Source organism: Arthrobacter sp. SD1074B, from assembly GCF_056780195.1.
On record NZ_JBRAZT010000001.1, the window covers coordinates 2,454,176 to 2,468,918 of the forward strand.

General features: G+C 61.0%; 12 protein-coding genes. 5 read left to right on the top strand and 7 right to left on the bottom strand.

Annotation, left to right across the window (positions count from 1 at the left end; all coding sequences use genetic code 11):
* Positions 1-17 precede the first annotated feature (17 nt).
* The gene (locus tag ACUYM2_RS11275) at positions 18-422 is read left to right on the top strand and encodes a VOC family protein (RefSeq protein WP_481600137.1); all 405 of its coding nucleotides are present in this window, start codon (positions 18-20) and stop codon (positions 420-422) included.
* Between the two features lie 82 nt (positions 423-504).
* On the opposite strand, the gene ACUYM2_RS11280 is transcribed toward ACUYM2_RS11275, so the two are convergent.
* A complete protein-coding gene (locus ACUYM2_RS11280; protein WP_481600138.1) occupies positions 505-1,014 on the bottom strand; it encodes a TspO/MBR family protein in 510 nt (169 codons plus the stop codon).
* A 293-nt stretch (positions 1,015-1,307) separates the two neighbouring features.
* Between ACUYM2_RS11280 and ACUYM2_RS11285 the strand changes: the two genes are divergently transcribed.
* Positions 1,308-2,618, top strand: coding sequence for an HNH endonuclease (locus ACUYM2_RS11285; RefSeq protein WP_481600139.1), 1,311 nt, complete (start codon positions 1,308-1,310; stop codon positions 2,616-2,618).
* 4 nt (positions 2,619-2,622) lie between these two features.
* Here the strand turns inward: ACUYM2_RS11285 and ACUYM2_RS11290 are convergent, their stop codons facing one another.
* The 3 genes from ACUYM2_RS11290 to leuC form a co-directional block, all read right to left on the bottom strand.
* Complete coding sequence (locus ACUYM2_RS11290) at positions 2,623-4,350, bottom strand: hypothetical protein (protein ID WP_481600140.1); 1,728 nt, start codon at positions 4,348-4,350, stop codon at positions 2,623-2,625.
* Positions 4,351-4,545: 195 nt separating this feature from the next.
* The gene (gene leuD / locus ACUYM2_RS11295; RefSeq protein WP_481600141.1) at positions 4,546-5,148 is read right to left on the bottom strand and encodes a 3-isopropylmalate dehydratase small subunit; all 603 of its coding nucleotides are present in this window, start codon (positions 5,146-5,148) and stop codon (positions 4,546-4,548) included.
* Positions 5,149-5,208: 60 nt separating this feature from the next.
* The gene (gene leuC / locus ACUYM2_RS11300) at positions 5,209-6,663 is read right to left on the bottom strand and encodes a 3-isopropylmalate dehydratase large subunit (protein WP_481600142.1); all 1,455 of its coding nucleotides are present in this window, start codon (positions 6,661-6,663) and stop codon (positions 5,209-5,211) included.
* Between the two features lie 149 nt (positions 6,664-6,812).
* Between leuC and ACUYM2_RS11305 the strand changes: the two genes are divergently transcribed.
* From ACUYM2_RS11305 to ACUYM2_RS11315, 3 genes are all read left to right on the top strand, one after another.
* A complete protein-coding gene (locus ACUYM2_RS11305; protein ID WP_481600143.1) occupies positions 6,813-7,529 on the top strand; it encodes an IclR family transcriptional regulator in 717 nt (238 codons plus the stop codon).
* 206 nt (positions 7,530-7,735) lie between these two features.
* Positions 7,736-9,505: a hypothetical protein gene (locus ACUYM2_RS11310; RefSeq protein ID WP_481600144.1), complete on the top strand. Its 1,770-nt coding sequence runs from the start codon at positions 7,736-7,738 to the stop codon at positions 9,503-9,505.
* Between the two features lie 687 nt (positions 9,506-10,192).
* Positions 10,193-12,400: a glycosyltransferase family protein gene (locus tag ACUYM2_RS11315; protein WP_481600145.1), complete on the top strand. Its 2,208-nt coding sequence runs from the start codon at positions 10,193-10,195 to the stop codon at positions 12,398-12,400.
* Positions 12,401-12,757: 357 nt separating this feature from the next.
* Here ACUYM2_RS11315 and ACUYM2_RS11320 read toward each other — a convergent pair whose 3' ends face one another.
* From ACUYM2_RS11320 to ACUYM2_RS11330, 3 genes are all read right to left on the bottom strand, one after another.
* Complete coding sequence (locus tag ACUYM2_RS11320; RefSeq protein WP_481600146.1) at positions 12,758-13,264, bottom strand: hypothetical protein; 507 nt, start codon at positions 13,262-13,264, stop codon at positions 12,758-12,760.
* A gap of 34 nt (positions 13,265-13,298) precedes the next feature.
* Positions 13,299-13,484: a hypothetical protein gene (locus tag ACUYM2_RS11325; protein ID WP_481600147.1), complete on the bottom strand. Its 186-nt coding sequence runs from the start codon at positions 13,482-13,484 to the stop codon at positions 13,299-13,301.
* Between the two features lie 740 nt (positions 13,485-14,224).
* Entirely contained in the window at positions 14,225-14,725 is a 501-nt protein-coding gene (locus ACUYM2_RS11330; protein WP_481600148.1) for a transposase, read from the bottom strand.
* Positions 14,726-14,743 lie beyond the last annotated feature (18 nt).

Consider the following 14,743-nt stretch of genomic DNA (forward strand, 5'->3'; position numbering starts at 1 on the left):
GCGGTACTGTGGGCCGCATGGAGATGCGTCTAGAAGTCGTGCAAGTGCCGGTGTCCGACGTCGACCGGTCTAAGTCGTTCTATATGGACAAGCTGGGCTTTGTCCTGGACCACGATGTTGAGTACATCCCCGGGATGAGGGTAGTGCAACTGACGCCGCCGGGTTCGGCTGCCTCGATCGTCATCGGTACCGGGATGACCAGCATGGCCCCTGGCAGCCTTGAGGGCCTGCAGCTGGTGGTGCCCGATATGGATACGGCCCGCGCCGGGCTCCTGGGCCGGGGCGCCGACATCAGCGAGGTCCAGGACATGGGCGGAGTGCAGTTCGCCCATTTCGCCGATCCGGACGGCAACCGCTGGGTTATCCAGGAATCAATCGGTCCCGGAGCCACGGACGCCCGCCCGGAGGGATCCTCGGCGTAGGCGGGCCCGACAGGCACCGGGCCGAGCGGCACTTGGCCGCGGGGCACTTGGCCGCGGCCGGCGCCGTCGCTCAGTCCGCCGATTAGTTCGCCGTCATTCCCGGATTCAGCCGCGCCACCGCCGTGGACAACGCGGTCGCGAAACCGCACCACGCCGCATAAGGGGCAAGTGCCACTCCGGCCCCACGGTTCAGTTTGTACGTCCGCCGCACCAGGTCGGCGCTGCTCGCCGTTAGTACAGCGCACTCCGCCGCAGCCAACCATGGCCGGCGGGCGCGCCAGAAAAGCCAGCTCCACGACGCATTGAGCACCAGATTGGCCGCCAAAGCGGAGCGGTAAGCGCTTACTTCCTGCTGCCTCGTTTTGCTGCCAGCGGCATCTGCCCCGTCGCTGCTGTCCAGGGCGACGGCGGAACTCACCGCGAGGTCCGCGTACAGCGCCGTCCAGACCACCGGAAAGGCCAGGGCAGGCGGCTGCCAATCAGGTTTCCGCAGCCGCCGGTACCAGGCACCGTCGGGGTCCGTCGCCACTCCACCGGCCGCCGCCGTCGCGGCTGTCGCCGCCGCCGTCCACACCACGGTCATGAGTTTCATAACTGCTCCTTTTAGCTCCTGGTTGGTCACTTGCCCGGGACGGTCGCTTCCACGGCGTCGAGCGCTCCGCCGTATGCCCGATGATACGTCCGTTGCACTGGCCGCTGGCTCGGCCGCCGAGGCCTATTAGTTAGAAGCCGGTACGCCGGCCGCGGCCCACAACGCTGAACCCGGTCCGCCGGGTCCGGTCCCCAACGGAGCGCGCCCGTCAGGCCGGTCGAGCATCTCCGTAACCCTTCTGGTGTTCCGGCTGGGCCGCCTTAATTGTCACAGGTGACTGATTGACTGGTTCCATGGACGGCAAGCGAGGGCCCGACGTGGCTCTGACGGCAGGCGTGACGGTCGCGGACCTTGCGCGGATCCTGGCCGGGATCCCGGCCCCGGCCAGCGCCGCGGCCCTCATCGACGAAACACGCGAACTGGAGGATCTGAAGTCTGCCCTGGCCGCCCGCCAGGCCCGGGACGCCGTCGCGTTCGACCTGTCCCAGCGCCGCGAACAATCCCTTGCGGGCGTTCCGGCGGACCGGCTCGGTGCCGGGGTTGCTGCGCAGCTTGCCCTCGCCCGGTCCGAGTCCCCGGCCAAGGGCGGACGGCTCCTGGGCCTCGCCAAAGCACTCGTCACCGAAATGCCGCACACCCTCGCCGCCTTGGAAACCGGCCGGCTCAACGAATGGCGCGCCACCCTCCTGGTCCGCGAAACCGCCTGCCTCTCCGCTGCCGACCGGGCCGCCGTCGACGAGGAAGTCGCCCCCGACGCCGGAACGTTCGATGGCGCCGGGGACCGCGCCATCATCGCCGCGGCCCGCACCGCCGCCTACCGGCGCGACCCGCGCTCCGTCACCGACCGCGCCGCCCACGCCGAAACCGAACGCCACGTCAGCCTCCGCCCGGCCCCGGACACCATGTGCTACCTCACCGCGCTGTTGCCGGTCAGCCAGGGCGTCGCCGCCCACGCGGCACTGACGCAGCATGCCGACGCTGCCCGCGCCGCCGGGGATACCCGGACCCGGGGCCAGCTGATGGCCGACGCACTGGTCGAACGCACCACCGGAAAGACCGGCGGGATCGCGGGGATCGAGATCCAGCTCGTCATGACCGACCGCACCCTCTTCCAGGCCGACAGCGAACCCGCCCGGCTCCCCGGCTACGGCACCGTCCCCGCCGGGTGGGCCAGACGTTTACTCAAAGACGTCGGTGGCGCAGCCCCGGACACCGGCGGCGGGCGCGACAGCAACGCTTCCGGCACCGGCCCGGTGTCCGGACCGGGCGAGCAGGCCTTCGTTACCTGGCTGCGCCGCCTCTACACCGCACCCGGCACCGGCGAGCTCGTGGCCATGGACTCCCGCGCCCGGCTCTTCCCGGCCGGACACCGCCGGTTCATCGAGGCGCGGGACGATACCTGCCGGACGCCGTACTGCGATGCGCCCATCCGCCACCTGGACCACATCGTCCCCTGGCACAACGGCGGACCCACCCGTCTCAGCAACGGCGCCGGTCTCTGCGAGGCCTGCAACCACACCAAAGAAACCCCCGGCTGGAGCGAACAACCACGCCCCGGACCCGGTCTGCCTGCTCTCCCGATCCGTCCAGGAAGCCGACTGTAGCTGACTACCCTCGCACGTACCACAGCAGGGCGGCGTACAGGTCTCGGGCCGTCCGGTAGTAGGCGCGGTGCGAGGGATCGCGGTCGATCAGCAAGGACACAGCACGCCGGTTGAAGACCGAATCGAACTCCCCGCTCGGCAGACCAGTGATGATCTCCTTGAGCCCATCCCGAATAGACGGGAACTGGGCCACAAGGCGGGGGCTCATGCGCAGCGCAACTGCCCGTTCTATATCCGCCGGGCTGGGGCGAACACCGCTCACGCTGCTGGCGTTGTCCGGCTGAATCTTTTGCGCATTGTCATAGACCGGGCGGCCGGAGATTTTGAACGGCCTTACGCCGGGTGCACCGCGAAGATCGCTGTAGGCACCGGCGAACCTATCTGTGTCGAAGGGCAACAGAGACAGGCCTGGCGACATGCGTTCAATGAGGTCCATGCCGATGACGTTGGCATGCCGCGTTCTTCCGTCAACGCGCAGGCCGAGCGATGCTCCGGCCAGAGAGTAGAGGGGATCAAACCGCGCAGCGACGTCTGAAACCGACCGTGAGATCTCGCCGACGTAGTAACGGTTGCGCCGGTTCATATACACGAAGTCCAAGCGGGCATCCGGTCGTACACCACTGGCCGCGGCTGATTCCATTACGCCAGCCAGATGGCGCTGGGCCCTTAGCAGGAACTTTTCCGAGGTCAGTCGACGGCGGGCGTCAACGCCGAAGGCGAGACGGCCGAACATTCGCTCTGCGGCGTCGCGCGTGGTGCCCAGATGAGGGTCACCCTTGCCATAGAACGAGCGGAACAGCTCGCCGTATCCTCCGCTCGCGATGGCGGTCCCGGTCGGCGCGTTTCCCGGGTGCACTACGCCGGAGATAATCCCCGAGGTGAGCTGAAATGGCCAAAGGAGCTGGTCTTCCAAGGTGCCTGGAGCAGTCCGTATTTCCAGCCCATTGTGATTTGTCATCGTCAGTCTAAACTCGGCTGCGAGGCTTTCGGCGACAATCTTGTCCGGTTCGGTTGGTCCACCGGAGCAATAGAAAGCGAAGTCGGACTGTCGACCGCCAGCCAGAATGGCGGCCAGAACTACTCGAGAATCCACGCCTCCGGTCAAGTGGGCAATCTTGCGCGGATGTTCCGACGCGCCGACTGCGGCGATATTTTCTTCGATCTCTGTCCGCGCGACCTCAAGGGAGTCATCGTATGACAGGGTGGACGCGAAGAATTCTACTTTCCGGGGATATTCCTGAACAGAAACTCCGGTCGGTGAAAATTCGACGTAGGAGAACTGTGGAAGGGCGAATACGTTTTCGTAGCTGGACTCGACCAGCCCGCCACTTCCCGTAGCCACGTATGCTGCCACATATTCCAAGGATTTCTTGGGCTTGGCCCCGATGAGTTCCAAAAAGGACACCAAAGCAGCCAGATCCGAGGAAACAGCATGTCCCTCGTCGCCTTTCCAAACAAAGACCAAGCCGCCGCCCAACGGGTCTGGCAGAACGCTGAGCCGCCGTGCTGCGGGCTCCAGTACATACAACGTGAGCGACCCCCTGAGGTCCTGGCCCAGCGTGTTGAGGGGGATCCTGGGATTCCGCTCGACGACATCGGCGGCCAGCCGCGTGTTGGTGATCAGTTTTCCGCGCAGCACCCCGGTACCGTGCGCCCCCACCACAATACGGCCGGAAGACGAGTAACCGGCTTTAGGGCCGACCAGGTAGGTGTTCGGGAAAACTTCGTACATCCCCGTAATGGCCCGGCGCACCGTTGAATGAAACACAACCGGGGCTGACGGCACGATATTCTCAATTCACTTTCGGGACAGGACGTCTAAACCTATCCCATTCCTAAATAGTCTTGTTAAAAGGTCGGGCTTCTTTTGGCCCCGATGGGCGTCGCCTGTTCCGGCAAGCTCCTCAAGGCTTTTTGAAGTCCCGCCCTAGGACAGCTTCGCGGGCAGCGTCGTGGGCATGAACGCGGGCCGGGTGGCCTCGTACGCGGTGATGTCTTCCTCGTGCTGCAGGGTCAGGCCAATGTCATCCAGGCCCTCCAGCAGGCGCCAGCGGGTGTAGTCGTCAATCTCGAACGGCGCCACCACGTTGCCGCACTCGACAGTCTTGGAAACCAGGTCAACTTTGACCTCGGTGCCGGGGGCGTTTTCCAGCACCTTCCAGATCAGCTCGATGTCGTCCTGGGCCAGTTCGGCCGCCAGCAGGCCCTGCTTGCCCGAGTTGCCCCTGAAGATGTCCGCGAAACGGGAGGACAGCACGGCCTTGAAGCCGTAGTCCTTCAGCGCCCAGACGGCGTGCTCGCGTGAGGACCCGGTTCCGAAGTCCGGCCCGGCGACCAGCACGGAGCCGGCGCTGAACGGCTCCTGGTTCAAGATGAAGGACGGATCCTTGCGCCAGGCCGAGAAGAGCGCGTCCTCGAACCCCGTCCGCGTGATCCGCTTGAGGTAGACGGCGGGGATGATCTGGTCGGTGTCGACGTTGCTCTGGCGCAGCGGGACACCTATTCCGGTGTGGGTGGTGAACTTTTCCATGGCGGATCCTTCGTGGGCTGTGTGGATCGGTGCAGGTGGACCGGTGCAGGTGGGTAGGCGCTACGCGACGCCGGCGCGGCTGCCGGCGGACACGGCCGCGGGCTCCAGGTCGGACGGCGAACTCAGGGTGCCGCGCACCGCCGTCGCCGCCGCCACGACGGGCGAGACGAGGTGGGTGCGGCCGCCCTTGCCCTGGCGTCCCTCGAAGTTGCGGTTGGACGTCGAGGCGCAACGCTCCCCCACTTCCAGCTGGTCCGGGTTCATGCCCAGGCACATCGAGCAGCCGGCAAAGCGCCACTCGGCGCCGAAATCGGTGAAGACCTTGTCCAGGCCTTCGGCCTCGGCCTCGAGCCGGACGCGGGCAGAGCCCGGCACCACCAGCATCCGGATGTTGGGGTCCTTGGTGCGGCCGCGGATGATGTCGGCCGCGGCCCGGAGGTCCTCCATCCGGGAGTTGGTGCAGGAGCCCAGGAAGACGGTGTCGACCCGGATGTCCTTCATCGGCGTGCCGGCCTCAAGGCCCATGTACTGCAGCGCGCGTTCGGCGGCTGCCTTGGCGTTCTCGTCGCCGAAATCCGCCGGGGAGGGAACCTTGGCGGACAGGGACACGCCCTGGCCCGGGTTCGTCCCCCACGTCACGAAAGGTTCCAGGATGTCGGCGTCCAGGTCCACCGAGGCGTCGAAGGTCGCGTCGTCGTCGGTGCGCAGCGTGTTCCAGTACTCGACGGCGGCGTCCCAATCCGCGCCCTGGGGGGCGTGCGGGCGGCCGTGCATGTAGTCGTAGGTGGTCTGGTCCGGTGCGACCAGTCCGGCGCGGGCGCCAGCTTCGATGGACATGTTGCAGATCGTCATCCGCGCTTCCATGGACAGCGCGCGGATGGCCGAGCCGCGGTACTCCAGCACGTAGCCCTGGCCGCCGCCGGTGCCGATCTTGGCGATCACGGCGAGGATGATGTCCTTGGCGGACACTCCGGGGCGCAGCGTGCCTTCGACGTTGATGGCCATGGTCTTGAAGGGCTTCAGCGAGAGCGTCTGGGTGGCCATGACATGCTCCACTTCGGAGGTGCCGATGCCCATGGCCAGCGCACCGAAAGCGCCGTGCGTGGACGTGTGCGAATCGCCGCAGACCACGGTCATGCCCGGCTGGGTCAGGCCCAGCTGGGGTCCGACCACGTGCACAATGCCCTGTTCGGCGTCGCCGAGGGAGTGCAGGCGGACGCCGAATTCCTTGCAGTTGTTGCGCAGGGTCTGGATCTGGGTCCGGCTGGTGAGGTCCGCAATTGGCTTGTCGATGGCCAGCGTGGGAGTGTTGTGGTCCTCGGTGGCGATGGTGAGGTCCGGCCGGCGCAGCTTGCGGCCGGCGAGGCGCAGGCCCTCGAAAGCCTGCGGCGACGTCACCTCGTGCACCAGGTGGAGGTCAATGAAGAGGAGGTCGGGCTGGGCGTTGGCGCCTTCGCCGTCCCCCTTGCGCACCACATGTGCGTCCCAGACTTTCTCGGCCAATGTCTTTGCCACGGCCTGCTCCCTTCACTGCTGTTTTCGCTGCGTGTGTCCGCGCCTGGTCCGGGACCGGCGCGTTGATGTTCTCCACTGAACCAGCACTGCCGCTAAATGCGCCAGCGCAATAACTTGCATCTCAGATATTGAGACGGCAATATCATTACATGGACAATTCTAGCGGCGTCGGCGTCATCGATAAAGCGGCCCATGTGCTCGACGCACTCGAGGCCGGCCCCACCACCCTGGCGCAGCTCGTCGCCGCCACCGGGCTGGCCCGTCCCACGGTGCACCGCCTCGCGCTCGCGCTGGTCCACCACCGCCTGGTGAGCCGCGATATCCAGGGCCGCTTCGTGCTGGGCAGCCGCCTGGTGGAGCTGGCCTCCGCCGCGGGTGAGGACCGGCTCATCGCCTCCGCCGGCCCGGTGCTCATGCAGCTGCGCGACGCCACCGGCGAAAGCGCCCAGATCTTCCGCCGCCAGGGCGACTGGCGCGTCTGCGTCGCCTCCGCCGAGCGGCCCATCGGCCTCCGCGACACCATCCCGGTCGGCACCCAGTTGTCCATGAAGGCCGGCTCCGCCGCCCAGGTGCTGCTCGCCTGGGAAGACCACGACCGCCTGCTGGAAGGCCTCCAGGCCGCCCGCTTCACGCCCACCGTCCTGGCCGGAGTACGACGCCGGGGCTGGGCCCAGAGCCTGGGCGAGCGCGAGCCGGGGGTGGCCTCCGTTTCGGCGCCCGTCCGCGGGCCGTCCGGCCGGGTGATCGCCGCAGTCTCCATTTCCGGCCCGATCGAGCGCCTCACCCGCCAGCCCGGCCGGCTGCACGCCGAGGTGGTCTGCAACGCCGCCCGCGTCCTGACCGAGGCGCTGCGCAAAACCAACTGAACTTACCAGAATGTCGCAGATACCTAAGGAAGCCGTTCTGGGTTGTGCACGTCAAGCGCACAAGCTACCGCGGCGACAGCCGCATGCGCACCCAGCCCCATTCCGACAATCCGCCGGTCGAGGAGCATCCGACGCCGCCGGTAGGATCAAAGAACGGGCATCGCCGATGTAGCGGCCGACTGACACAACGCACTAGGGAGGCATTCGTGCACGAAGCGCCGATCGTCTATTATTCCAAGAAATCACGAGCTAATACCGAACACCTGACTTTCACATGGGGCAATGAAACCTTCAACCCCTCCTCGAACCAGAGCGGGGAAAGATATTCGACGCTCGGTCATCACGGCGTAGGGATCTTAGAAGGTACCCTATTTTCATCTACTGACCATATAGATGAAATATTGAATAGTCGCAGCCACATTCCCGCATGTGAGACCGCCGAGACTCTTGCAGGGGCAGCAACAATCTATGTTTACGACGCTAGAGAAGAATGTCTTTTTCTTTTGCCGGACCCTCTCGGGGCAGGGCTAGTTTATAAATACGAAGATGCGAAGCAGGCTGTCTTCTCAACTGACATGGCAGCACTAGCTGATTTCCTGTCAACCAAAGGTGTATTCCTAAAAAAATCCCTTCGATACTTGGTAGCTAACGCGGTCATAAATGCTGGCGGTCTCTTCTCAACGAGCTACCACGATGTCACCGTCTTGCCCGCTCACACGTACGTTGCCTTCCGGCCGACAGGCTACAAACTTATGACCTACGAGGTGGCCGGCGCGGCACCCGGGTCCAGAAAGACCTACGAGCACGCACTTCAGATGGCAGCCGCAGACGTGGTGCGTAATGGTGCCGCCATTAGCGCTCACAGCGGAAAGACCATAGTTGGCTTCGACGCCGGCTTGGCGGCCAGGCTGAGTCTGGCAGCCATTCCTCCAGCAGATCGCCACAACTATACGTATCGTATTAAGACTAATGGCGCGGTAGAGACGGAATCCACGGCGCAAAGACTACTTTCAACCCTATCTTTAACACAGACCAAAGACTCAGGGCGCATCCAACGCAGACAAGCGCACACACACAGCGAAACGCGGCTCTTGCCGTTAGAGTTCAGCGGGGGAATGACCCCGAACGGCCCACATGGGGGTTACGGCCCCAGCAATAGTCTCTTTGTCGAGAGCTGGTTTCCCGAAACCATCCGTAAACCACTGACCACTGCGGCTGATTCCGAAATAAAGACGCCAGCAGAACTGGCATATCGACTGTGGGGAAAGTTCCTGCTCGCGACCGATTCGACCGGGTCGATTTTCGCATCCGCGTATAGAGAGGAACTCACGGCGGCCCTGACTGACAGCCTGAGCTTGTCTGCTGAGAGTGGTTTTGATTTCTCTCAGAGCCTAACTAAATTTGAATTTATGCTGTCTGCAAGATACCGATGGGGCCTTGAGCAACGGCTATGGTCGAGCTTCATGCCCCAAATAGACCCTCAGTATTCACCGAATGCCTACTATCTAGCCCTCAACTCTCCAGACGAGTGGGTCAATGGAAATGGCATTCAGTTGGATATGCTTAGAACTATCGACACCCATCTCGCTAGCTACAAATTTGATCCAGATCCATACTCCCCCGCGTACGGATCGGTCCGCAACCGACCGAGCGCCAAACCCTTTGTTAAAGCAAAGGGGCTCGTCGATAGTTATCAGTGGCAACGGCCTGAGAATTTCGAAAGTCACTTGATTGCTCCACCAACCCTATCGGAAACCCAAGAAGCGAGACACATCGGGTCTACTCCTAAGTTCGTGGCCGAGGCACATGCGGTACTTCCCGAACTGCGGGACCTCTTAGGCTCTAATGAAGCGGGCCTCGAGGAAGTGCTTGATCTTGCCTACCTAGCGAAACTGACTGCAGCAAAACAACTCACTAGGTTTTCCGCGCGAACGATACCCTCCTTGCACGCAGCTCTAAAATGGTATTTAGCTTAGCCTCGCGAGCGACAACATCTTACTGAATCGACGACGCAGAAATGGTTATCATGGCTGAACAAAATCGGAAATTAGTCCCATTGGCTGGGAAATTGAGTGATATTCGGGAGTCACTCATGCTTGAAAAATCCACTATATATGACAGTAACAGTTCTCCCACCTCAGTCGCGCCATCCTCTGACGTTGCTTCGGGTCGGGCTGCAGCCCTCAATGTAGTGAACGAAGAATCGGAAGAAATGCTCTTCCGACTCATCCTGGCGGGTTCAGTTAGCCGACGCTCTTCGCAGATATTAGTAGCCGGTATCGTTTCGGCCGAGTTGGAAGACGAACTTACTGGTCTAAGTTTCGACTTCCTCTTCCTAAATCCTGGCTGTGTCAAAGAAACATTGGCCCGATCTTCGCCGGATGTAATCGTAATCGAACGCAGCCAGTTCCATACAGGTCCGTGGTTTGGAACCGAGTCCACGACTGCCACCAACCTGATGGCGCAAGTCGTAGCCATGACCGAGTATGCTGGCGCGCACCAAATTCCGTGCTACGTATTGGACTCTTCTATTGCCAAGGACTGCAATTCTCGCTCGCTGACGCAGCGAGCCACCCTAGTATTCGGAACTGGCATGCCGGCACTCGACGATGTTGAGAGCGCCACACCCTCCCGACTTTTTCGGCTCTTATACAAATTCGCGAATGGAGGCCAACACTAAAATGACGAGAATGGATGCAGACTGTCGCCGTAGAGTCTTACTTTACGGCGATGTAAATCTCAATATTATTGACGGCTCGGCGGTCTGGCTGACGTCAATGGCTGAGGCCTTGGCTAAAACTCAGTCTGATGTTTATGTCCTTCTGAAGGCAAAAGTCACAAATAACAAGCTCTACTCAGTCCTTGAGAGCTTGCCAGCGGTCACTATCATCCCCGCCTTCGATCACCCAGAGAAAGCGGGTCAAGAGCAACTAGTTCCTCGAGTCGCGGCTCAGCGCATTGCCGGGTTAGACCGGGAATACAATTTTGATGTTGTCATCACCAGAGGCGTTCGAGTTTGCACTTTTATTGCCGCCGGTGGTCGTTTTAAGGGTCGATTCTGGCCATACATCACAGAGATACCAAATGACTTGCGGGCGATGAATTCCTCGAAGGTGGACGAGTTAAGGCGCATCGCAGAGCAGGCAAAACGAGTGTTCACACAGACAGAGGACGCTCGCTCGTTCCTGGAAAACAGAGTAGACGCTGCGGCGGGCAAGACTATCCTATTGACCCCTATGATTCCGGACTCAATTGCCGTGCCGCGTCAAGACCTACGAACTGCAGTACCTGGTAAATGTCTCAAGATGGTTTACTCAGGGAAGTTCGCCCGCGACTGGATGACCCTGGAAATGACAAGTCTTCCCGATCAACTTGCAAGCCTTGGTTTCGACGCCGAACTGACTATGATCGGCGACAAATTCCAGGATGATCCAGTCGACCGATCGTGGGCATCGCAGATGCGCGACTCCCTTGAGCATCCCAGGCAAGGCGTTTCCTGGCTGGGTGGCATGCAAAGGGCCGAAGCCATTGAAGAGATAAGTAAGCATGAGATTGGTCTATGCTGGCGCTCAGTTCACCTCGACTCGAGTCACGAGCTGTCGACTAAACTGCTGGAATACTGTGCTGCAGGTGTCGCCCCGGTTTTAAATAGGACACGGGCCCACGAGTCTCTCTTGGGAGAAAATTATCCGCTGTTTGTTGACCACGATATAGAAGAAACTCTTCTCAGAATCAAGAGTGACGCGTCGCTTGTGTTTAAGGCCAGAGAAAGCGTCGCCAAAGCTGTCGAAGAATACGCTATTTCGGCCAGTGCTGAGCGGTTGGAACGGCACTTTTGCCGCGCGGAGCCTGACTATGTGACCGTGGCCAAAGGCCGCGAAATCAAACGTGTCGTCTTGGCTGGCCACGACTTAAAGTTTTGTGGTGAGCTTATTTCTTCGCTAAATAATCGTTCTGACGTTGAACTGCGCATTGATAAATGGACGAGCCTCCGTGATCACAATATCGCTGCTAGCCGAGAACTTGCCGAGTGGGCGGATGTTATTATCTGTGAGTGGGCGGGGCCGAATGCTATCTGGTATGCCAGTGAAAAGCGTCTTCGTCAGAAGCTGATCGTACGCCTGCATATGTTCGAACTAACAGCCCCGTGGATTACTTCCATAGATATGAGCACCGTCGACTCTATGGTTTTCGTATCAGACTATACGCGCCTGGAGGCAATACAACAGCTCGACTGGCCGAAGGAGAAATGCATAGTCATTAATAACTCCATTGACTGCGACGATTTAGCCCGACCGAAGTTATCGGATTCGAAGTATAGCTTAGGCATCACTGGAATAGTTCCCATTCGGAAGCGGCCCGATCGCGCTCTAAATGTTCTGGAAGCCCTACTTGAGTTCGATGACCGCTACGTCTTGCGAGTCCGGGGCAGGATGCCATGGAACTATCCCTACGAGTGGAAGAAACCAGCCCAACGAGATGCGTATATGGATTTCTATTGGCGAATCTCTGAAGATAAGTATTTACGACGTCATGTTTCATTTGAAGGCTTTGGACCGGACATGGGCAACTGGCTGCGCAGGGTGGGGTGGCTGTTAGCACCGAGTACGCGCGAATCGTTCCATCTAGCCCCCCTCGAAGGAATGGCCGCCGGTTCGATACCACTGCTATGGGAAAGAACGGGGGTTAATGAGATTTTCGGTGATCGATGGTCGGTAAGGACTGATCGGGAGGCTGTTAATTTCATACGCCGCACGAATGAGCTGTCGGATGAAAAGTTCGCCGAAGAACAAAGGTTTGCTTATGAGTTCTCTAGTCGGTACGATATTCGCACTCTGGAGCAAGCGTGGCTCAAACTGATACTGACGTGACTACGAAAGATGAGGGTCTCATTCCTTGAGTTTGCATACCCATACCTAGCAGATGGCAACGGCCTCCAGCGGGTTAGTTCGGCAAATGACGACTCACAATGGAATTTACGACCCGACCTGCTCAGCGAGTGACTCATGATCTTCGGAAAGCAGGGAGGCTCTTTTTTCCATTTAATCCGAAGAGCTTTAGTACGACCCTAATAGTGGTAGTCCCCCGGCTCGTGGGGAAGCGGACTCCCGGATGGTCATACTGCAACCCGGATAGGACTTCTCATGGGGAGATACACTTTGTATCTCCCCATGTTTCGGTATCGGGGCGGTGCTTTTCATGTGCTTGGTATCGGTGTTATTGGATCTTCACGGTTCGTGGAAAGTGACGCCAGGATGAGTATCATGCCGCCGTCCGGGTGCACAGGTCTTGAGGACAGTCGACTTGCTCCCTGCGTTCCGGTAGCCGGGACGGTGCGCTTGATGTGCGGTGTTGTTTGCCTCCTCCCTTGCCGGTGGTTCCGCCGGTGACAATGAGGACCTCGATGTCGTTCCGCCTCCGGCAGACGGTGCGGTACAGCTAGTTGGTCCCGTCAAGCTGGCGGCTTCCGCGAACACCCCGAGGTCCTCTTCGCGGTCACCGCGTCGGCCAGGGAGTCGGTGTGCTGCAGAACCCCGAGCTGCTCTTTGGCCCTTCCACAATTTCTGAAGCTCGCTGGTCGCGTTAACGGCGGCAAAGATCTCCTCCTCCAGCTGGTGTGCTGCCTTGTTCGAGAACGTGTCGCCGGCCCGAAGGAGTAGCATCCTAACCTTGTTGACGCCGCGACCCCGGGGTCCCTTGACCTGCTGGGGGCGGTTCCGACGGGCATCGGTCATTGCCTGGCTGCCGACGGAGACGAGATGGAATTGATCAACCGCGACAGCGGTACGGTGCGGCAACTTCCTCAACGCTTAATGGAACGCAGCCGATAAGTCGATGGTCACGGACCTGCACTCTCAGCGGCCACGCCAGCAGGTGGGCGCCGAAGCCCAGGTCTTCCCGGCCGTCGACCAGGCCAAGCACCTTGCCGATGTCCAGATAAACGAGGGTTGTCATCCATGCCTCATTCCGGATACACGTGCCCGACGCCGCCTCGCGAAAGAATCACACGGACCGGAGCCCGGTATGCATCGATGCCCAGCATCTGCGGCCTAGGTTCTGACCTCAGCAACGACATGTGCGCGGAGACGGCCGGTGGACCGGGCACCATACGGGCCAAAGGCCGTGGATTTGAGTATCGAGGGCTGCGAGCACATGGGTTCCACGCAGTACCAGCGGTACTTGTACCAAGAACACCCCGAGGTCGCCACCGACGGGAATGCACCGCATCCGTGGAAATCGCCGTTCCTTCCGCCGCGTCGCGACAACACCGCTCGTCGGGCGGCCCGGCGGCTGATCCGTTTCGACAATGATCTAGCGTTTGCCATCGTTTAGAAGGGTCGCGAAGATGACACGGTAATAGGCGGATTTTAGATGCCGGCGGCAGTGTCGAGCGCCGCAACGATAGGCTCAGTCAAGGGTGGTGGTTTGTTCCGGCTGCGGCCGTCCGACGACCGCCTCCGAGGAGCCTTGAGATCCTCTTTTCGGAATTCCACGCCGGCGAACGACTCCGCGCGGGGCGGCGCCATGAGCCGCTCGCTCACTTCCACAAACCAAGTAAGCAGCTTCTAGTCGCGGCTTCGGTCCGAAGACCGCGTCCAGTCAGTGAGCCGATGACGCAGAGGCCGTCGACTGGACGGCATCGGCTATAACGGCTCTTCAACTTTTAGCGTGGCGGCAGGTATTCAGCATGCTTGTTAGGCTGCCGTGTGCAACAATAGCCGAAGCCCGTAATGCTCATGATTCCGGTACCCGCGGGCGGCACGTTTGAGGTTCTTGGCGCTGAAGTTCGCCGCTTCGCTGCGCGCGTTTGTGACCCTGGTCCGGCGGAATGTGGGCAGCTCTTTGCGCCCCATTTTCTGGGTCAGGAACACTGACGTCGCCTGGCGCATTCTGGCCGCCTTCACGGCATTTTCGAGCTCGGCCCAGGCGCGGTGGGAGCCGTCGACGTGATCGGCATTCGGTAGCTGGCGGACGTGTTCCTTGACACCCCAGACGACACCAAGTTGAAGGTCAGCATATTTTTCTCCACCCGTCCGCGCTGGGCGAAGGACATGTTTTTCGTTGCCGCAGGTCAGCAGCTTCCGGTACTTCCAGGCCGGATCCGTGGTCTTGCCCCGCCTGCCGTGGAGGTCATACGCGAGCCACCACGTGCCATTGGTCCACGGTGATGGCTGCCTCCGGCCGGAGCCTGTCAAGTTGTTTGTGTAAGTGAG